24 protein-coding genes are annotated in these 20073 nt (G+C 35.4%); 23 read left to right on the plus strand and 1 reads right to left on the minus strand.

Annotated elements, in window-relative coordinates; translation table 11 throughout:
• Positions 1-154 precede the first annotated feature (154 nt).
• The 9 genes from ACZ76X_RS28310 (at position 155) to rsmI (ending at position 6655) form a co-directional block, all read left to right on the plus strand.
• Positions 155-334 carry a sigma factor G inhibitor Gin gene (locus ACZ76X_RS28310; RefSeq protein ID WP_000842028.1) on the plus strand — a complete coding sequence of 60 codons (180 nt, stop codon included), beginning with the start codon at positions 155-157 and terminating at the stop codon, positions 332-334.
• 72 nt (positions 335-406) lie between these two features.
• Complete coding sequence (locus tag ACZ76X_RS28315; protein WP_479852409.1) at positions 407-1828, plus strand: aminotransferase class I/II-fold pyridoxal phosphate-dependent enzyme; 1422 nt, start codon at positions 407-409, stop codon at positions 1826-1828.
• Between the two features lies 1 nt (position 1829).
• Entirely contained in the window at positions 1830-2456 is a 627-nt protein-coding gene (gene tmk / locus ACZ76X_RS28320) for a dTMP kinase (RefSeq protein WP_479852410.1), read from the plus strand.
• A gap of 35 nt (positions 2457-2491) precedes the next feature.
• On the plus strand, positions 2492-3475 hold the full coding sequence (holB, locus tag ACZ76X_RS28325; RefSeq protein ID WP_087951393.1) for a DNA polymerase III subunit delta': 984 nt from the start codon (positions 2492-2494) through the stop codon (positions 3473-3475).
• Between the two features lie 5 nt (positions 3476-3480).
• Positions 3481-4308 (plus strand): PSP1 domain-containing protein, encoded by an 828-nt coding sequence (locus ACZ76X_RS28330; protein ID WP_000272429.1) that lies wholly within the window; start codon positions 3481-3483, stop codon positions 4306-4308.
• A gap of 14 nt (positions 4309-4322) precedes the next feature.
• A complete protein-coding gene (gene yabA, locus ACZ76X_RS28335; RefSeq protein ID WP_000412056.1) occupies positions 4323-4673 on the plus strand; it encodes a DNA replication initiation control protein YabA in 351 nt (116 codons plus the stop codon).
• A 120-nt stretch (positions 4674-4793) separates the two neighbouring features.
• Positions 4794-5534, plus strand: a complete 741-nt coding sequence (locus ACZ76X_RS28340; protein ID WP_001055351.1) for a tRNA1(Val) (adenine(37)-N6)-methyltransferase — start codon at positions 4794-4796, stop codon at positions 5532-5534.
• A complete protein-coding gene (locus ACZ76X_RS28345) occupies positions 5521-5811 on the plus strand; it encodes a GIY-YIG nuclease family protein (RefSeq protein WP_098668017.1) in 291 nt (96 codons plus the stop codon). Before ACZ76X_RS28340 ends, ACZ76X_RS28345 begins: the two co-directional genes overlap by 14 nt.
• Positions 5780-6655 (plus strand): 16S rRNA (cytidine(1402)-2'-O)-methyltransferase, encoded by an 876-nt coding sequence (gene rsmI / locus ACZ76X_RS28350; protein ID WP_098925333.1) that lies wholly within the window; start codon positions 5780-5782, stop codon positions 6653-6655. The genes ACZ76X_RS28345 and rsmI overlap by 32 nt, the downstream gene beginning before the upstream one ends.
• A 20-nt stretch (positions 6656-6675) precedes the next feature.
• Here rsmI and ACZ76X_RS28355 read toward each other — a convergent pair whose 3' ends face one another.
• On the minus strand, positions 6676-6960 hold the full coding sequence (locus tag ACZ76X_RS28355; protein WP_000843036.1) for an AbrB/MazE/SpoVT family DNA-binding domain-containing protein: 285 nt from the start codon (positions 6958-6960) through the stop codon (positions 6676-6678).
• Positions 6961-7477: 517 nt separating this feature from the next.
• Between ACZ76X_RS28355 and metG the strand changes: the two genes are divergently transcribed.
• The 14 genes from metG to pth all read left to right on the plus strand — a co-directional run bounded on the left by metG (position 7478) and on the right by pth (position 20008).
• A complete protein-coding gene (metG, locus tag ACZ76X_RS28360) occupies positions 7478-9460 on the plus strand; it encodes a methionine--tRNA ligase (RefSeq protein ID WP_479852411.1) in 1983 nt (660 codons plus the stop codon).
• 166 nt (positions 9461-9626) lie between these two features.
• The gene (locus tag ACZ76X_RS28365) at positions 9627-10394 is read left to right on the plus strand and encodes a TatD family hydrolase (protein WP_479852412.1); all 768 of its coding nucleotides are present in this window, start codon (positions 9627-9629) and stop codon (positions 10392-10394) included.
• 218 nt (positions 10395-10612) lie between these two features.
• Positions 10613-11170: a ribonuclease M5 gene (gene rnmV / locus ACZ76X_RS28370; protein WP_000692830.1), complete on the plus strand. Its 558-nt coding sequence runs from the start codon at positions 10613-10615 to the stop codon at positions 11168-11170.
• Complete coding sequence (gene rsmA, locus ACZ76X_RS28375; RefSeq protein ID WP_000651552.1) at positions 11167-12045, plus strand: 16S rRNA (adenine(1518)-N(6)/adenine(1519)-N(6))-dimethyltransferase RsmA; 879 nt, start codon at positions 11167-11169, stop codon at positions 12043-12045. The genes rnmV and rsmA overlap by 4 nt, the downstream gene beginning before the upstream one ends.
• Before the next feature lie 110 nt (positions 12046-12155).
• Complete coding sequence (gene yabG, locus ACZ76X_RS28380; protein ID WP_048526387.1) at positions 12156-13019, plus strand: sporulation peptidase YabG; 864 nt, start codon at positions 12156-12158, stop codon at positions 13017-13019.
• Between the two features lie 238 nt (positions 13020-13257).
• A complete protein-coding gene (gene veg / locus ACZ76X_RS28385; RefSeq protein WP_098668012.1) occupies positions 13258-13518 on the plus strand; it encodes a biofilm formation stimulator Veg in 261 nt (86 codons plus the stop codon).
• A 91-nt stretch (positions 13519-13609) separates the two neighbouring features.
• The gene (gene sspF / locus ACZ76X_RS28390; RefSeq protein WP_001985066.1) at positions 13610-13789 is read left to right on the plus strand and encodes an acid-soluble spore protein SspF; all 180 of its coding nucleotides are present in this window, start codon (positions 13610-13612) and stop codon (positions 13787-13789) included.
• Between the two features lie 196 nt (positions 13790-13985).
• Entirely contained in the window at positions 13986-14855 is an 870-nt protein-coding gene (gene ispE / locus ACZ76X_RS28395; protein WP_000772099.1) for a 4-(cytidine 5'-diphospho)-2-C-methyl-D-erythritol kinase, read from the plus strand.
• 54 nt (positions 14856-14909) lie between these two features.
• On the plus strand, positions 14910-15758 hold the full coding sequence (gene purR, locus ACZ76X_RS28400; RefSeq protein ID WP_479852413.1) for a pur operon repressor: 849 nt from the start codon (positions 14910-14912) through the stop codon (positions 15756-15758).
• Between the two features lie 123 nt (positions 15759-15881).
• On the plus strand, positions 15882-16256 hold the full coding sequence (locus tag ACZ76X_RS28405; RefSeq protein ID WP_479852414.1) for a RidA family protein: 375 nt from the start codon (positions 15882-15884) through the stop codon (positions 16254-16256).
• 152 nt (positions 16257-16408) lie between these two features.
• Positions 16409-16702, plus strand: coding sequence for a septation regulator SpoVG (spoVG, locus tag ACZ76X_RS28410; RefSeq protein ID WP_000454041.1), 294 nt, complete (start codon positions 16409-16411; stop codon positions 16700-16702).
• Positions 16703-17023: 321 nt separating this feature from the next.
• Positions 17024-18403, plus strand: coding sequence for a bifunctional UDP-N-acetylglucosamine diphosphorylase/glucosamine-1-phosphate N-acetyltransferase GlmU (gene glmU, locus ACZ76X_RS28415; RefSeq protein WP_098668010.1), 1380 nt, complete (start codon positions 17024-17026; stop codon positions 18401-18403).
• 18 nt (positions 18404-18421) lie between these two features.
• The gene (locus tag ACZ76X_RS28420) at positions 18422-19375 is read left to right on the plus strand and encodes a ribose-phosphate diphosphokinase (protein ID WP_000107420.1); all 954 of its coding nucleotides are present in this window, start codon (positions 18422-18424) and stop codon (positions 19373-19375) included.
• Positions 19376-19447: 72 nt separating this feature from the next.
• Positions 19448-20008, plus strand: coding sequence for an aminoacyl-tRNA hydrolase (gene pth / locus ACZ76X_RS28425; protein WP_001979768.1), 561 nt, complete (start codon positions 19448-19450; stop codon positions 20006-20008).
• Positions 20009-20073: the final 65 nt, after the last annotated feature.

Here is a 20073-nt window from a genome sequence, read left to right on the forward strand (position 1 = left end):
GTGTTTTCAAACAGTACGTAAAAAGAAGTCATGATAATACAAACACGTTGCCCAAGAATGAATCATATTATATAAGAAATCGATGTATATTTTTCTGGAAATTGTTAAGGAATAGAAGTATGAAATATGTTCATTTGAATAGGGAGGGAAGGATATGAAATCACAAAACGAAGTTTGTATTGTTTGTGAGACAGAAAGAAAAGAAGGAATATATGTTTATAATAATTTAATATGTTATGAATGTGAAAAAGACATGGTGAATACGGAGACAAATGATCCGAAGTATATATATTATTTAAAACAACTTCGGAAATTAGAAGTATCATATTTTTAAATAGGCATATGCCTATTATTTTTTTTGTTCTGTATAATAGAGAAAGAATGAAATAATAAGGAAGAGATATAGATGAATCAAAATCGCATACCTTTATATGAGGCATTAATAGAGTTTAAAGAAAGAGGGCCATTATCCTTTCATGTTCCAGGTCATAAAAATGGTTTAAACTTCCCTCAGGAGGCAGTAGAGGAGTTTAAAGATATACTATCTATCGATGTAACTGAATTATCAGGGTTAGATGATTTACATAGTCCGTTTGAATGTATAGAAGAGGCACAACAATTATTAGCTGATGTATATGAAGTGAAAAAAAGTTATTTTTTAATTAATGGTTCAACAGTCGGGAACTTAGCAATGATTTTGTCTTGCTGTGGGGAACATGATATTGTTCTTGTACAAAGAAATTGTCATAAATCAATTATTAATGGTTTAAAATTAGCAGGAGCAAATCCAATTTTTTTAGATCCGTGGATTGATGAAGCTTATAACGTACCCGTGGGAATTCATAATGAAGTTATTAAGGAAGCAATTGAAAAATATCCAAATGCGAAAGCACTTATTTTAACACATCCTAATTATTATGGTATGGGGATGGATTTAGAGGAAAGTATTGCTTATGCACATGCACATAAAATCCCTGTTTTAGTAGATGAAGCACATGGGGCTCATTTTTGTTTAGGCGGAGCATTTCCAAAGTCAGCTTTAGCATATGGTGCAGATATTGTAGTTCATTCCGCACATAAAACATTACCTGCGATGACGATGGGATCCTATTTACATATAAATAGCAGTTTAGTGAAAGAAGAAAAAGTTTCTACTTATTTAAGTATGCTACAATCTAGTAGTCCATCGTATCCAATTATGACTTCTCTTGATATTGCACGCTTTACAATAGCGCGTATAAAAGAAAAGGGACATGATGAAATTGTCGAGTTTTTACGGGAATTTAAAGCAGAATTGTCTTCTATCCCACAAATAGCTATTTTACAATATCCATTACAAGACGAGTTAAAGGTTACCGTACAGACACGTTGTCAGTTATCGGGATACGAATTACAGTCTGTATTAGAAAAGGTCGGTATATATACGGAAATGGCAGATCCATATAATGTCTTATTTATTTTGCCCTTGCAAGTAAATAAGAAGTATATGAAGGCTATAGAGATGATTCGGATGGCATTGCAATCTTATGAGGTGAAAGACAAGAAGGAATCTATTCGTTATACTTATAAAGGAGAAATTTCTCCTTTACCGTATACATATAAACAACTGGAAGGGTATGAAACAAAAGTAGTATCTGTAGAAGAAGCAGTTGGGATGATAGCGGCGGAAATGGTAATTCCGTATCCACCTGGAATTCCATTGATTATGTATGGAGAAAAAATTACTTCAGAGCATAAAGAGCAAATTATGTATTTAGAGAAAGCTGGCGCTCGTTTTCAAGGCAGCACAAAATATATGAAAGTGTATGATATAGAAAGTAGGTTTTAGGATGAAGGGATTATTTGTAACAATTGAAGGCCCAGAAGGCTCGGGTAAAACAACGTTAATTCAAAGTTTATTACCATACTTTGAACAAAGAGAACAAAAGGTAATGGCGACAAGAGAACCAGGTGGTATTGCAATTTCTGAGGATATTAGAACGATTTTACATAAACAAGAGTATACGATGATGGAAGCACGTACAGAGGCGCTTTTGTATGCCGCTGCACGTAGACAGCATTTAGTAGAAAAAGTTATGCCGGCGCTTAACGAGGATTACCTTGTATTATGTGATCGCTTTATAGATAGCTCTTTAGCATATCAAGGATATGCAAGAGGATTAGGTATGGATAAAGTGTTTGAAATAAATCGTTTTGCAACAGAGGACTGTATGCCTAGTTTAACAATTTACTTAGATATTGAGCCAGAGGTTGGCTTAGCTCGAATCGCAAAAGATGCAGGACGTGAAGTGAATCGATTGGACATGGAAGATATCTCTTTCCATAAACGTGTGCGTGAAGGCTACTTACAAGTTGTAGAACGTTTCTCGGATCGTATTGTATTGGTAAATGCTGATCAACCAATGGAAAAACTTATAGAAGAAGTTATTCAGGTTATAGAAGATAAATTGTTATAATAGAAGGAAAGAATGAAATAAGTGAGGTATGCATTATGACGAAGACGTGGGAGCAGCTTTCTGCTATACAACCCATCGGTGTAAAAATGTTGATGAATAGCATTGCAAAAGAGCGTATATCCCACGCTTATTTGTTAGAGGGAGGGAAAGGGACAGGAAAGTTTGCGACAGCAATTCAAATGGCAAAGAGTTTCCTCTGTTCTCAGCGGAATGGGGTAGAGCCTTGTCATGTATGTACAAATTGTAAGCGAATTGATTCAGGTAACCACCCAAACTTACATATTGTAAAACCAGACGGATTATCTATTAAGAAGCAGCAAATTCATGATTTACAAGAAGAGTTTTCAAAAACAGGATTAGAAGCAAATAAAAAAGTATATGTTATTGAACACGCAGACCGTATGACAGCAAATGCGGCGAATACACTCTTGAAATTTTTAGAAGAACCAAGTAGTGATACAACAGCTATTTTACTTACTGAACAAAGTCATCAAATTTTAAATACGATTTTATCTCGCTGTCAAGTTGTTACATTTAGACCTTTACCTACGGAATCTTTAATTAGAAGATTACAGGATGAAGGTGTTACGGCATCTTTATCGACACTTGCTGCACAACTCACAAATAGTTTTGATGAAGCTTTAGCTTTATGTAGTGATGAATGGTTTGCACAAGCACGAGCTTTAGTGATAAAATTATGTGAAGCGCTCGAAAAAGATAAAGCCTCTATTTTTTTTGTACAAGAAAAATGGGGGAAACACTTTGGAGAGAAAGAACAATTACAGCAAGGTTTAGATATGTTACTCCTTATTTATAAGGATTTATTATATGTTCAACTTGGAGAAGAAGATCGTCTTGTTTTTCATGAGCAGAAAGAGATGTTTGAATCTTTCTCCTACGCTCAGAAGCGCATTGTATCGGCTCTCTTTAATATATTAGAGGCAAAAAATAGAATCAACGCTAATGTAAATGCGCAGCTTGTGTTCGAACAGTTAGTGTTGCGGTTGCAGGAGGGATGACCGTTTTGTATGATGTAGTAGGTGTTCGCTTTAAGAAGGCCGGAAAGGTGTATTACTTTGATCCAAATCAGTTCGATATCTCTGAAAATGAGTTTGTAATTGTAGAAACGGTAAGAGGTATTGAATACGGAAAAGTAGTTATTACCAAAAAGCAAGTTGATGAAAACGACGTTGTATTACCGCTAAAAAAGGTTATTCGTATTGCAAATGAAAACGATCGTACCATTGTTGAAGAGAACAAACATGCTGCAAAAGAAGCATATCAAGTTTGTCAACAAAAGGTAGTAGAACATAATCTTGATATGAAACTTGTAGATGTAGAGTATACGTTCGATCGCAATAAGATTATTTTCTACTTTACTGCGGATGGTCGGATTGATTTCCGCGAACTAGTGAAGGACTTAGCAGCAATTTTTAGAACAAGAATTGAACTAAGACAAATTGGTGTTCGTGATGAAGCGAAGATGCTTGGTGGTATTGGTCCATGTGGTCGTATGCTTTGTTGTTCTACTTTTTTAGGGGATTTTGAACCTGTATCTATTAAGATGGCAAAGGATCAAAATTTATCATTAAATCCTGCAAAAATCTCTGGTTTATGTGGTCGCTTAATGTGTTGCTTAAAATATGAGAACGATGAATATGAGGCAGCAAAGGAACAACTTCCTGATTTAGATCAACGTATACAAACCCCGCATGGTACTGGCCGTGTTATCGGATTAAATATTTTAGAAAGATTAATTCAAGTGGAACTAGTAGACAAGGAACGGATAGTAGAATATACGTTAGATGAGTTAGTGAATAAAGGGGTCGTTTCGAGTCAAACCACAGATTAATGAGGTGGGTGCTTGTGGAGAAAAAAGATATTTTTGCATCGGTTTCTAGTATGGAAGAGCAAATTGGACATTTATACAAACAGTTGGGAGAATTAAAACAACATCTTGCAGAGTTGTTGGAAGAAAACCAACATATAAAAATGGAAAACGAAAATTTGCGACACCGCTTTGAAGAAGTGCAGATTAAAGAAAAACAAAAAACTCAAAAACGTAAAGAAGTGAAGCCGAAAACAGATATTGGTGAAGGCTACGATAATTTAGCAAGACTATATCAAGAAGGTTTTCATATTTGTAATCTGCATTATGGAAGTGTACGTAAAGAGGGAGATTGTTTATTCTGCCTGTCATTTTTAAATAAAAAGTGAAATTACCTTTCCAATGATAATTGGAAAGGTAATTTTTTATACATGAGAGTAGAATGAAATATGTTTTTTATTAGTTGAAGATGAAATAGGGTAGGTTAAGTGTAAGAAAAGGAGTAACATATGAATTTATATGAAGATGAACGTTTAGATTACTTATTAGCACAAGATTTGAAGATTATACAAAGCCCATCAGTATTTAATTTCTCGTTAGATGCTGTTTTACTTGCAGACTTTGCTTGGGTGCCAATTCAAAAAGGTAATTTACTTGATTTGTGTACAGGTAATGCCGTTGTGCCCCTTCTATTAAGTACAAGAACAAAAGGGAATATTACTGGTGTAGAAATTCAAGAACGCTTATATGATATGGGAATAAGAAGTGTCCAATACAATAAGTTGGAAGAAAGAATTCACTTAATACACGGGGATTTGAAAGATATGCCGGAGAAACTTGGACGTCATCAATATGATGTTGTCACATGTAATCCCCCTTATTTCCAAACACCTGCAACTTCTGAAAAAAATATGAATGAACATTTAGCGATAGCTCGTCATGAAATTATGTGTACACTAGAGGATGTTGTATCTGCAAGTAGTCAGCTAGTAAAGCAAGGCGGGAAAGTAGCATTTGTACATCGTCCAGGTCGTTTACTAGACATTGTTACATTAATGCGGAAGTATAAAATTGAACCAAAGCGTGTACGATTTGTTTATCCTAAGGCAGGAAAAGAAGCAAATACATTGTTAATTGAAGGAATTAAGGACGGAAACGCAGATTTAAAAATATTGCCACCTCTTTTTGTATATGAAGAAAATAATGAATATACAAAGGAGATTCGTTCAATTTTATATGGAGAAGAATAAGCATTGTTTTTATGTAGTAGAGTGCTCTGATGGAAGTTATTATGCTGGATATACAAATCATATAGAGAAGCGGATTGAGACCCATAATAGCGGAAAAGGGGCTAGGTATACGCGTGCTAGACTTCCTGTTGCTTTAAAATACGTAGAATTTCATGAAGATAAGCGTACAGCTATGCAAGCAGAGTACTATTTTAAGCAATTAAATAGAAAACAAAAAGAAGAATATATGCAAAAAGGAGAACCTTATGTGGCAACAAAAAAGTTTTCAACAAAATGAAAAAGGCGTTTTATATTTAGTACCAACCCCTATTGGGAATTTAGAAGATATGACATTTCGTGCAATCCGAATTTTAAAAGAAGCGGATTTAATTGCTGCTGAAGATACGAGACAAACGAAAAAACTTTGTAATTACTTCGAAATTGAAACGCCTGTTATGAGTTACCATGAGCATAATAAGGAAGTAAGTGGGAAGAAAATATTAGATAAGTTAGACGAAGGAAAGACAGTAGCACTTGTTAGTGATGCTGGTATGCCGTGTATTTCCGATCCAGGTTACGATATTGTTGTAGAGGCTGTAGCGGAACAGTATCATGTTATCCCGCTTCCTGGGGCGAATGCAGCCCTTACAGCATTAATTGCATCAGGCCTTGAAACAAAACAGTTTTATTTCTATGGATTTTTACAAAGAAATAAAAAAGAAAGAAAAATGGAGTTAGAGAAGCTTCGTTATATACAAACTACAATGATGTTTTATGAAGCACCTCACCGCCTGGATGATACTTTAATCTCGATGCAAGAAGTATTGGGAAATAGAGAAATCGTATTATGCCGAGAGTTAACGAAAAAATTCGAGGAATTTATTCGTGGAACAGTCGAAGAAGCAATTGAGTGGACGAAACAAAATGAAGTTCGCGGTGAGTTTTGTATTTTAGTAGCTGGTTCAACGGAAGAACCTGCTCCAGAAGAACAATGGTGGGAATCTATTTCGGTCTATGACCATATTGAACATTATATAAACGAAAAAGGTATGAATTCAAAAGAGGCGATAAAAACAGTCGCTAAAGATCGAGATTTGTCGAAACGCGATGTATATCAAATCTATCATGTCGATAAAAAATAAGCTTCTCATAATTGAGAAGCTTATTTTGCTGTTTCGATATAATCTTGAAGTTCGTTTAAGATTTGCTCAGCGCCTTCTTTGCTTAAGATAATTTTACCTTCAGCTAAAGATAGGTTACCATCAGATACTTCACCAGTTACTTGGCAAGTCATGTTTGGCTTATATTTTTTTAAGATGATTTTCTCGTCATCAACATAGATTTCAAGAGCATCCTTTTCTGCAATACCTAAAGTACGGCGTAATTCGATTGGAATTACTACACGACCTAATTCATCAACTTTACGAACGATACCAGTAGATTTCATAATTCTTTTCCTCCTAAAGAAATAGTTTATAAGTTTCGAGTCTATTTTTAGATTCGTCATTTTTCGACAAAATACCCTATGGACATATGATACCAATCATTTACATTTCCGTCAATTCTTAAATTCTATATTTTTTAAAAAGATTTATAGATTTCTTACTTCTTATATATAATAGAATGTGAGTAATTTCTACTATTATTTCATTTTATTTTCAGAAAAGTTTATAAATTATAGGTAATGACTGTATATTTTCTTGAAATATGAGTAATAGATGATAAATATAAAAATATGAACTTGTTTTTATTCTGCATTAACGAGCAGTAAGATTCTAAATTTTAAATTCGGCTGGGCCAAAGAAGTTAAGTGGAAGTCGGATTGCTCGTAAAAGTCCGATTGGTGTGGGTTGATAATCCGTGGGAATGAACAAGACCCTCACAGATTAAAGTTTCACTTTATATATAAGTTTTTGATATACTATTTATAAATACATATGAGGTTATCCGGGAGGTCCAAAACAATGACAAAGGAAAACAAATCCTTTTATATTACTACCCCAATTTATTATCCAAGTGGAAAATTACACATTGGACATGCTTATACAACAGTAGCAGGGGATGCGATGGCACGATATAAGCGTATGCAAGGATATAATGTTCATTATTTAACAGGAACTGATGAGCATGGACAGAAGATCCAAAAGAAAGCAGAAGAATTAAATGTTACACCACAAGCATATGTGGATAACATCGTTGCAGGAATTAAAGAGCTTTGGAAGAAGATGGATATATCTTATGATGATTTTATTCGTACAACGGAAGATCGTCATAAAGATGTTGTTGAAAAAATCTTCAAGCAACTAGTAGATCAAGGCGATATTTACCTTGATGAATATGAAGGTTGGTATTCTGTACAAGATGAGACATTCTATACGGAGCACCAATTAGTAAATCCAATTATGGAAGGTGACAAAGTAGTTGGAGGAAAAAGTCCAGATAGTGGTCATGATGTAGAGCTTGTTCGTGAAGAATCTTATTTCTTTAGAATGGGTAAATACGTAGACAGACTATTAAAATTCTATGAAGAGAATCCACATTTCATTCAGCCAGAGTCTCGTAAGAATGAAATGATTAATAACTTCATTAAACCAGGCTTAGAAGATTTAGCAGTTTCTCGTACTTCATTTGACTGGGGAGTTCGTGTTCCAGGTAACCCGAAACACGTTATTTACGTATGGGTTGACGCGTTATCTAACTATATTACAGCATTAGGTTATGGAACAGAAAATGAAGAGATGTATAAGAAATTCTGGCCAGCAGATGTGCATTTAGTTGGAAAAGAAATCGTTCGTTTCCATACAATTTATTGGCCAATCATTTTAATGGCATTAGATTTACCTCTTCCGAAAAAAGTATTTGCTCATGGTTGGATTTTAATGAAGGATGGAAAGATGAGTAAGTCAAAAGGTAACGTAGTAGATCCAGTTACATTAATCGATCGTTACGGATTAGATGCATTACGTTATTACTTACTTCGTGAAGTTCCGTTCGGATCTGATGGCGTATTCACACCAGAAGGATTTGTGGAGCGTATTAATTTCGATTTAGCAAATGACTTAGGTAACTTATTAAACCGTACAGTAGCTATGATTGATAAATACTTTAACGGAGAAATCCCTGCATTTAAAGCAAATGTAACGGAATTTGATGAAACGTTAGTAGCGTTTGCACAGGATACATTGAAAAAAGTAGAAGAAGCAATGGAGAATATGGAATTCTCTGTAGCTCTAAGCTCAATTTGGCAATTGGTTAGCCGTACGAATAAATATATTGATGAAACACAACCGTGGGTATTAGCAAAAGATGAGAATGATCGTGAAAAGTTAGCTTCTGTAATGGCTCATTTAGCAGAAGTACTTCGCCAAACGGGTATTATGCTTATGCCATTCTTAACAGTAGCACCAAGCAAGATGTTTGCTCAGCTTGGCCTTACTGAAGAAGCACATACATCTTGGGAAAGCCTGTCTACAATTGGATGCATTCCAGCTGGAACAAAAGTAGAAAAAGGAAACCCGATTTTCCCTCGTTTAGAAATGGAAGTAGAGGTAGAGTACATTAAAGAACAAATGAAAGCCTCTGCTCCTAAAGTAGAAGAGAAAAAAGAAGAAGAACCGAAGGCAGAAGAAATTACAATTGATGATTTCTTTAAAGTAGAATTACGCGTAGCTGAAGTACTATCTGCTGAACCTGTGAAAAAAGCAGACAAGTTGTTAAAAATCCAACTAGACTTAGGTACAGAAAAGCGTCAAGTTGTTTCGGGGATTGCAAAATTCTATTCACCAGAAGACCTAAAAGGTAAAAAGGTTATTTGTGTAACAAACTTAAAACCTGTAAAATTACGTGGTGAATTATCACAAGGTATGATTTTAGCAGGTGAAGAGAATGGCGTATTGTCATTAGCATCAATTGACCAAAATCTACCAAATGGTACAAAAATCAAGTAATTAAGACAAGAAAAGAGATGTTTCACGTGTAACATGTGTGAAGCGTCTTTTTTCTTTTTACATTCTCAATTTTTGCATTAAGATTGTAGTATTGTTATCGTTAAGTTATGAAAGAGCTTATTTTTGTAGAATAAACTTGATTTCAATATAAAAGGAGTTATGTATGATGTTGTTTGATACACATTCACATTTAAATGCAGAGCAATTTGAAGAAGATTTGCAAGAAGTTATTGCCCGAATGAAAGAAGCAGGAGTTACTTATACAGTTGTTGTTGGTTTTGACGAAGTAACGATAAAAAAGGCAATTGAATTAGCAGAAGCTTATGATTTTATTTATGCTGCGGTTGGATGGCATCCAGTTGATGCAATCGATATGACAGAAGAACATTTAGCTTGGTTAGAGGAACTTGCTTCTCATCCTAAAGTCGTTGCACTTGGAGAGATGGGCTTAGATTATCATTGGGATAAGTCCCCAAAAGAAATTCAGAAAGACGTATTCCGTAAACAAATTGCATTAGCTAAAAAAGTAAAATTGCCGATTATTATACATAACCGCGATGCAACTCAAGATATCGTTGATATTCTAGAAGAAGAGAATGCAGCTGAAGTAGGAGGCATTATGCATTGCTTTAGTGGCAGTGTAGAAGTAGCAGAGCGATGTGTTGATATGAACTTTTTAATTTCGTTAGGCGGACCAGTTACATTTAAGAACGCTAAGAAGCCGAAAGAAGTTGCTGCGGAGATTCCATTAGAGAAATTGTTAATAGAGACGGATTGTCCGTATTTAACACCGCATCCATTTCGAGGGAAACGAAATGAACCAAGTTATGTAAAACTCGTAGCAGAAGAAATTGCGAACTTAAAAGGAATTTCTTATGAGGAAGTAGCAGATATGACAACGAAAAATGCAAAAGCTTTATTTGGTGTTGAATAAAAAGGAGTGGGAGAACCCATTCTTTTTTTATTTTTTATAAAAAAGTAGCGGGAGTGACAGAGAAAATACGGGCGAATGGGGGAAGTGTTACAATAAGGAGAGAGAACAAAGTTTTGGACATTCTATTTTTTAAAATGTAAGAATGGGGAAAATAATAATGGAAAAGTCGTCATTTTTTTGTTTTACTAAGTAGAGACGAAACGAGTGTGGAGGCAAGCATGAAAATTAAAGAGATTATCGTTGTAGAAGGTAAAGATGATACAGTTGCAATTAAGCGTGCTGTTGATGCGGATACAATTGAAACGAACGGTTCAGCAATCGGTGATCATGTTATTGAGCAAGTTAAATTAGCGCTGCAAAAAAGAGGCGTTATTATTTTCACAGATCCGGATTACCCTGGAGAGCGTATTCGAAAAATTATTTCTGATAAGGTTCCTGGATGTAAACATGCTTTTTTACCGAAGGAAGAAGCACTGGCTAAAAGGAAAAAAGGTGTGGGAATTGAACATGCTTCTAATGAATCAATTCGCCGTGCTTTAGAGAATATACATGAAGAAATGGAAGCTTACACAAGTGAAATTAGTTGGAGCGATCTAGTCGATGCAGGTTTAGTGGGCGGAGAAATGGCAAAGAGTCGCAGAGAAAGAATGGGTAAGCTATTAAAGATTGGTTATACAAACGCAAAACAGTTACATAAACGTTTACAAATGTTTCAAGTTTCAAAGGAATCATTTGCAGAAGCTTATAAGCAAGTCATACAGGAGGAAAGAAAATGAAGGATATCGCAACGCCAAATCGTACGAAAGACATTGTTGAAAAGTATGGATTTTCATTCAAAAAAAGTTTAGGACAAAATTTCTTAATTGATACGAATGTATTAAATCGTATCGTTGATCACGCTGAAATTGGTTCGGAAAGTGGTGCAATTGAAATTGGACCAGGTATCGGTGCATTAACAGAACAATTAGCGAAGCGTGCTAAAAAAGTGGTGGCTTTTGAAATCGACCAAAGATTATTACCGATTTTAGATGAGACGTTAGCTCCATATGGCAACGTTACAGTTATCAATAAAGATGTACTAAAGGCAGATGTACATGAGGTGTTTAGTGAGCAATTTGAAGAAGGGCAAGATGTAATGGTAGTAGCTAATTTACCATACTATATTACAACACCAATTCTATTTAAATTGCTAGAAGAGAAATTACCGGTTCGTGGATTTGTTGTTATGATGCAAAAAGAAGTTGGGGATCGTTTAGCTGCTAAACCTGGAACGAAAGAGTATGGTTCTTTATCAATTGCTATTCAATATTATACAGAGGTAGAAACAGTTATGACTGTACCGCGTACAGTGTTTGTACCACAACCAAATGTTGATTCTGCAATTATCCGCCTCCTAAAGCGCCCGAAACCAGTTGTAGAAGTAACGGATGAGACGTTCTTCTTTGAAGTAGTACGAGCAAGTTTTGCACAGCGTCGTAAAACTTTAATGAATAATTTATCCAATAATTTAAATGGTTTCCCGAAAGATAAAGAGTTGTTGGATCGAATTTTAACAGAGGTAGGAATTGATCCAAAACGAAGAGGCGAGACGCTATCTATCGAGGAGTTTGCAACATTAAGTAATGCATTAGTTCTTCATAAATTATCATAAGAATATAAAAGGGACAGTTCAACTTGAACTGTCCCTTTTGTCACCTTTCCGCTCCTACATTCATACTTTAAAAACAGGTAAGATGGCCTAACGAGTTTGGAGGTAGGAGAATGGCTTTACATGTTGGAGAGTTAGTGGAACGATATTCTCATAATAGGGATATTCTTTTTCGTATTATAGAAATAAAAGGTGAGATAGCTATATTATTTGGAGAGGAAATTAGATTGGTGGCAGATGCACCACTTGAAGATTTAATTAGTATAGATCAACGAGAGCATAAAAAAAGAGCGAAGCGTGAGAAAGAAACAATGGAGCGCACGTATCGTTTGTTTCAACAAGATTATGTATTAATGAAACAAAGGCATGAACACACTTCAACTGGTGGATATACAAGTGAGGTGAATTATTTTCAAATGCCAGGACGTGTACTGCATATAGATGGAGATCCATTATATTTGCGCAAGTGTCTAGACCTATATAATAAAATTGGTGTTCCTGTACAAGGTATTCATTGTAAAGAAACAGAGATGCATGAAAAGGTGGTAGATTTAATAGACCATTTCCGTCCAGATATTTTAGTAATCACAGGGCACGATGCATATACAAAAGCAAAAGGCGTAAAGGGAGATTTAGCGGCATATAGGCATTCAAGGCATTTTGTACAGGCTGTTCGAGAGGTGCGAAAGAAATATCCATCATTGGATCAACTCGTTATTTTTGCTGGGGCATGTCAATCACACTTTGAAGCATTAATTCGAGCAGGCGCTAATTTTGCTAGTTCCCCATCTAGAATTAATATTCACGCACTAGATCCTGTATATGTGGTTGGTAAAATTAGTTTTACGTCATTTATGGAGAGAGTCAATGTATGGGATGTTGTACGTAATACGATTACTGGCGAAAAGGGACTTGGTGGGATTGAGACAAGGGGGATTTTACGAACTGGATTACCCTTTCAACATTATGAAGAATAAGCAAGGTACATATGTATCTTGCTTTTTTGTATAGAAAGGATTTAAATCAGCTTGGATAAAAAGAGACAAGAACGCACAGACTACATAATGATACTTTTACAATATAGTATTTCTTCTATCTATTCGAACGCATAATGCTTTTATAATGATATTGTCTGTGAGTTGCGGTTAATAATTGGGATAGATATATCGTGTTTTAAGTATTCAATCTAAATTACAGCGAGGTGTAACAAAGTATATGTCAAAACGTTTAGATGAAATTAAAAGCGAATTAGATCACCATCTTGGACAGAGACTGATGTTAAAGGCAAACAGTGGGAGAAGAAAAACTGTAGAACAATCGGGTGTACTTGCAGAAACGTATCGTTCTGTTTTTGTTGTACAACTGGATCAACAAGAAGATGCATTGCAACGTGTATCGTATAGCTATGCGGATGTTTTAACAGAGACAGTAGAGTTAACATTTTATGGTGAACCTCATAATGAAGCGATTTTATAATCCATGTATCGTTACATATATTCCCACAAATGAAAAGCTATATTATTTTGCATACTAATTATACCGTAGCAAAATAAGGAGGGACTCTGCATTGAGTAGACGAAGAGGTGTCATGTCAAATCAATTTAAAGAAGAGCTTGCAAAAGAGCTAGGCTTTTATGATGTTGTTCAAAAAGAAGGATGGGGCGGAATTCGTGCGAAAGATGCTGGTAACATGGTGAAACGTGCTATAGAAATTGCAGAACAGCAATTAATGAAACAAAACCAGTAGTTGTAAGATACTTTCTATGCTACGGTAGCCGAGGAGTGATTCCTCGGCTTTTTGTACTATAAAAGGTGCCATCATTTTACATAAGTAGTTTCATTCTGAATGCTTTTCGTTATAATTAGGGAAGTGTCATCGTCTTACTATAAATTTATGGTAAAATAAACGATAAAAGATTGAGTACATAGAGTGGGTGAATAGATTGAAGCTACTAGTGAAAGCACCAGCAAAGATTAATCTGTCGTTAGATGTACTGGGAAAAAGACAAGACGGATATCATGAAGTGAAAATGATTATGACAACAATTGATTTAGCGGATCGTTTAGAACTAATGGAATTAGCAGAAGACCGTATTGAAATTTTATCCCATAATCGGTATGTCCCAGACGACCAAAGAAATTTAGCTTATCAAGCAGCGAGATTATTAAAAGAGAAGTTTAATGTGAAAAAAGGCGTATCTATTACTATTGAAAAAACGATTCCAGTAGCAGCTGGATTAGCAGGTGGAAGTAGTGATGCAGCAGCGACATTACGTGGCCTTAATAAATTATGGAATTTAGGGCTTACAATTGATCAATTAGCAGAGCTTGGCGCAGAAATTGGATCAGATGTATCATTTTGCGTGTATGGTGGGACAGCAATTGCCACTGGAAGAGGAGAGCAAATTGAGCATATAAAAACTCCACCTTCTTGCTGGGTTATTTTAGCAAAACCTCATATTGGTGTATCTACTGCTGATGTGTATGGGAATTTAAAGTTAAATCGAGTTACACATCCGAATGTAGATAAAATGGTTGATGTCATAAATGCCGGGGACTACAAAGGGATTTGTGATACTGTTGGTAACGTTTTAGAAGATGTAACGTTTGCGATGCATCCTGAAGTTGCACGTATTAAGGCACAGATGAAGCGATTTGGGGCGGATGCCGTATTAATGAGTGGAAGTGGTCCAACTGTATTCGGTCTTGTGCACCATGACTCACGAATGCATCGTATATATAACGGATTAAAAGGATTTTGTGAACAAGTATACGCAGTACGTTTATTAGGAGAGCGAGAAACGCTTGAATAAAGACGTATAATACGTTATGATTTGTTTAGAATATTCGTGATTTGAGGTGAGAGTATGAAAATTAGACGAAGTACAAGATTAGTCGATATGACTTATTACTTGTTACAAAACCCTCGTCAGCTAGTTTCTCTCACTTTTTTTGCTGAAAGGTATCAATCAGCTAAGTCTTCTATTAGTGAAGATTTAGTTATTATTAAGCAAACGTTTGAACAACAAGGGGTCGGCACATTGCAAACGATACCAGGAGCAGCAGGAGGAGTGAAATATATACCATATATAAGTGAGGAAGAGGCAGATCTAATTATTGGTGAGCTGTGTAGCTTATTTGAAAATCCAGATCGTATTTTGCCTGGTGGTTACTTATATATGACAGATCTTTTAAGTAATCCTCGTCATATTAATGGCGCAGGTCGTTTGTTTGCTTCTGTTTTTGCTAGGCAACCAATTAATGCAGTTATGACGGTGGCAACAAAGGGGATTCCACTTGCTTATGCAGTGGCGAACTACTTAGATGTACCGGTAGTAATTGCAAGGAAAGATAATAAGGTGACAGAAGGTCCAACTGTTAGTATTAACTATGTGTCAGGTTCTTCTAAGCGCATTCAAACAATGACGCTAGCAAAGCGTAGCCTTCCAGAAGGATCAAATGTTTTAATTATTGATGACTTCATGAAAGCTGGCGGAACCATTCAAGGTATGATGAGTATGTTAGAAGAGTTTAAGGCCAATGTTGTTGGTATTGGTGTATTAGTAGAGTCTACTGATATTGAAGAAAGACTAATTAACAACTTTGTATCATTAATTCGCTTATCAGAAGTTGATGTAAAAGAAAAAGCGATTCAAGTAGAAAAAGGAAATTATTCATTGGCACCATTTGATGAGAGGCTTGTAGAGGCTGAGTAAAAAGGTAAAGCAAATAGCTTTATCTTTTTTTTATTCTATTTATAAATTATAAAATAGATGGACAAACTGCTTTTCGTGCACTATTTTTAAAGAGTAAAAATAAATAATAAAAGGGTGAAAAATATGAAAGTTGTTCAAACAAACAATGCACCACAAGCGATTGGACCATATTCACAAGGGATTATTGTAAATAATATGTTTTACAGTTCAGGGCAAATTCCGTTAACTGCAAGTGGAGAGCTTGTAGCGGGAGACGTGACAGTACAAACAGAGCAAGTATTTCAAAATTTACAAGCAGTATTAGAAGGAGCAGGTGCTTCATTTGATACAGTAGTAAAAACAACAGTATTCTTAAAAGATATGGATGATTTTAATGCTGTTAATGAAGTATACGGTTCTTATTTCTCTGCTCATAAGCCAGCTCGTTCTTGTGTACAAGTAGCAAAATTACCGAAAGATGTTTCAGTTGAAATTGAGGTAATCGCCCTAGTTAAGTAGTCCTTTGTAAGCGATAACCTCCACTAATCTCTATATTCAATTACATTAAAAATTTTTATCTTAAAAATTTTTAAAAAATTAAAGGGAAATTAGAAATTTTGTGGAATTTATACAAATATATCGCTTATTTAGAAAAGGGTGGTGAACACAAGATGGAAGTGACTGACGTAAGATTACGCCGCGTAAACACAGAAGGCCGCATGAGAGCAATTGCCTCTATTACTCTAGACCATGAATTTGTTGTTCATGATATTCGTGTAATTGATGGTAATAATGGATTATTTGTAGCAATGCCAAGTAAACGTACTCCAGATGGAGAGTTCCGTGACATTGCACATCCAATTAATTCTGGTACACGCTCTAAAATTCAAGATGCGGTTTTAACAGAGTATCATCGTTTAGGCGAGTTAGAAGAGGTTGAGTTTGAAGAAGCGGGTGCTTCGTAAAATTCGAATGAAAAGGGCTTTTTAGAGAAGCCCTATAATTTTGCAACAAACTCCTGTAAGCATTTACAGGGGTTTGTTTTTTTGTGTTTATACATATATTCTGTTTAGAAAATTCTAAATTAAATAAAAGAAGAAGGGAAACTTCTAATTTTTTCAAAATCATTTTAAATAGTATAGCTTATTTCTTAAAAAAGATACTAAAGAGTAAAACATCTTATAAGAATTATGGTAAAATTTAATAGTTAAAATGTGTTTCTTGAAATATATGATGATTTAGGATAATATCTTTAATGGATAAATAGGTTGCGATGGAGGGTCTATATGTCAAACAGATTTGCAGTGATTCTAGCTGCAGGTAAAGGCACACGTATGAAGTCTAAGCTATACAAGGTGCTTCATCCTGTATGTGGAAAACCTATGGTACAACATGTTGTCGATCAAGTATCTCAATTAGGATTGCAGAAACTTGTAACAGTCGTAGGACATGGTGCTGAAATGGTACAAGAACAGCTAGGAAACGTAAGTGAGTTTGCATTACAAGCAGAACAACTTGGTACAGCGCATGCTGTAGATCAAGCTGCAAGTGTACTTGCAAATGAAGAAGGAACAACTTTAGTTATTTGTGGTGATACACCGCTAATAACTGCTGAAACGATGGAAGCATTACTTCAGCAACATAAAGAAGCAGGGGCAATGGCAACGGTGCTAACAGCGTACATAGAAGAACCTGCTGGATATGGTCGTATCGTTCGTAATGAGAACGGTCATGTTGAAAAGATTGTTGAGCATAAGGATGCAAATGAGAAAGAATTAGCTATTAAAGAAATCAATACAGGTACGTATTGTTTTGATAATAAAGCTTTATTTGCTTCACTTTCTAAAGTTTCAAATGATAACGTACAAGGTGAATATTACCTGCCAGATGTTATTGAGATTTTAAAAAATGAAGGTCATATTGTATCGGCTTATCAAACAGAGCACTTCGATGAAACGTTAGGTGTTAACGACAGAGTCGCTCTATCGCAAGCGGAAATTATTATGAAAAACCGTATCAACCGAAAGAATATGGTAAATGGTGTTACAATTATCGATCCAAGTAACACATATATTTCTGCTGATGCAATTATCGGTAGTGATACAGTTCTTCATCCAGGAACAATTATTGAGGGAAACACTGTAATTGGTTCTGATTGTGAAATTGGACCGCATACAGTAATTCGCGATAGTGAAATTGGAGATCGTACGACAATTCGTCAATCTACTGTACATGATAGTAAACTTGGTACAGAAGTATCGGTTGGTCCATTTGCACATATTCGCCCAGATTCAGTTATTGGAGATGAAGTACGCGTTGGAAACTTCGTGGAAATCAAAAAAACTGTTTTTGGTAATAGAAGTAAAGCTTCACACTTAAGTTATATCGGGGATGCACAAATTGGAGAAGACGTGAATCTTGGTTGTGGTTCAATTACGGTGAACTATGACGGTAAGAATAAATTCAAAACTGTGATTGGTAACGGGGTATTTATTGGATGTAATTCAAACCTTGTTGCTCCTGTAACAGTTGAAGATGGTGCTTATGTGGCAGCAGGCTCTACAATTACAGAGAATGTTCCATCAAAAGCATTATCTGTAGCACGTGCACGTCAAGTTAACAAAGAAGACTATGTTGATCAATTGCTGAATAAGAAAAAATCATAATGTGGAGGGTTAATCTAGATGTCGACTCAATATCTAAATTCTAATTTGAAAGTATTCTCTTTAAACTCTAATAAGGAACTTGCGGAGCAAATTGCAAAGCACATTGGAGTAGGGCTAGGAAAATGTTCTGTTGATCGTTTTAGTGATGGAGAAGTTCAAATTAACATTGAAGAAAGTATCCGTGGTTGCGATGTATTCATTATTCAATCTACAAGCTTCCCAGTAAACGAACATATCATGGAATTACTTATTATGATCGATGCATTAAAGCGTGCATCTGCAAAAACAATTAATATTGTTATTCCTTACTATGGTTATGCGCGTCAAGACCGTAAAGCGCGTTCTCGTGAACCAATTACATCGAAACTTGTAGCAAACTTGCTTGAAACAGCAGGTGCAACTCGTGTAATCACTCTAGATTTACATGCTCCACAAATTCAAGGGTTCTTTGATATCCCAATCGACCACCTAATGGGTGTACCGATTCTTTCAGATTACTTTGAAACAAAAGGTCTTAAAGATATCGTAATCGTGTCACCTGATCACGGTGGGGTAACTCGTGCTAGAAAAATGGCAGATCGCCTAAAAGCACCAATCGCTATTATTGATAAGCGTCGTCCTCGTCCAAACGTATCAGAGGTAATGAACATTATCGGTAATATTGAAGGTAAAACAGCAATTTTAATTGATGACATCATTGATACAGCTGGTACAATTACATTAGCAGCAAACGCTCTTGTTGAGAACGGTGCTTCTGAAGTATATGCTTGCTGTACACACCCAGTATTATCTGGTCCAGCAATTGAGCGTATTCAAAACTCAAATATTAAAGAGTTAGTTGTAACGAACTCTATCGTATTACCAGAAGAGAAGAAGATCGACAAAGTACATGAACTTTCAGTTGCTCCACTAATCGGAGAAGCAATCATTCGTGTATACGAAGAAGAATCTGTAAGTGTATTATTCAATTAATTGGATAGAATGAGACGTAACCAAGATTGGTTACGTCTTTTCGTATCGAAAAAAGAAAGTAGTGGTACAAGAATGAAATTGATAGTAGGACTTGGGAACCCGGGTAGAGAATATGAATTAACAAGGCATAATATTGGGTTTATGGCAATTGATGAACTTGCAAAGCGTTGGAATATTTCTTTAAACGAACAAAAATTTAAAGGAGTATTTGGTGCAGGATTTGTTAATGGAGAAAAAGTAATCTTATTAAAGCCACTTACATATATGAATTTATCTGGGGAAAGTATTCGTCCGCTTATGGATTATTACAAAATTGATGTAGAGGACTTCGTTGTTCTGTATGATGATTTAGACATCCCTGTAGGTAAATTACGCCTTCGTATGAAAGGTAGCGCTGGTGGACATAATGGTGTGAAATCAACAATTTCACATTTAGGAACACAAGAGTTTCAACGTATCCGCATGGGAATTGATCGTCCGAAAAATGGAATGAAGGTAGTAGATTACGTATTAGGACGTTTTACATCAGAAGAAATTCCTGATGTTAATCATTCTATTGAAAAAGCGGCGGATGCATGTGAAGAATGGTTAAATAAACCTTTTCTTCAAATCATGAATACTTTCAATAGTTAAGGGTATGATTGAGAATATTTTATTTTATTTTTACCCATACTAGCAGTAATTGGATTTTATAGGAG

Source organism: Bacillus sp. BC05(2025), from assembly GCF_056725905.1.